The following is a 510-nucleotide window of genomic DNA, read 5'->3' on the forward strand; positions in this document are numbered from 1 at the left end:
ACAGGTAAGCCTTTGGTACTCTTACCTTCCGGGGATACGGTTTCTTTTAAGGTTTCCACTCCCTGAATACTGCCAGGAAAAGAGGGATTGAAACTGTAGGTGGGATACGTGTCATAATAGTTTACTGAAAAAACGGTTTCCAGATAAGGAAAGTAGGCATTGTTATACTGTATCTGCATCCCATTTTTGGTAAAACCGACATCATACCTGTTCTCAATAGTCAGTGTTTCTCCAATCATTGTCTGCATAGAGGCTCTGCTGCCTCCAGCCACAACTCCTGTGATGATCACTCTCCCTAATACATCATATTTTGTAAATAACCATTTGTCTGTGGGTCTCATTTTAGCATCCTGACTGAAAACAAGCCTGTCTGCTTTGTCATACACCATATATTCCCAACCTTTGCCAGGGAGTTTCTTTTCTACCAGCCTGCCTCTTCCGTCATAACGGTACTGATAGCACAAATCATCAAGAAGTACATCGGTAATAGGCTGCTGAACGGCAGTGGGA

General features: G+C 42.9%; 1 pseudogene. It reads right to left on the bottom strand.

The annotated features are described in order from the left end of the window. Positions 1-510 (bottom strand): annotated as a pseudogene (locus BOQ64_RS23325) (RHS repeat-associated core domain-containing protein); the annotation flags it as partial.

The organism is Chryseobacterium sp. CH25 (genome assembly GCF_004119455.1).
Taxonomy (GTDB): Bacteria; Bacteroidota; Bacteroidia; order Flavobacteriales; family Weeksellaceae; genus Chryseobacterium.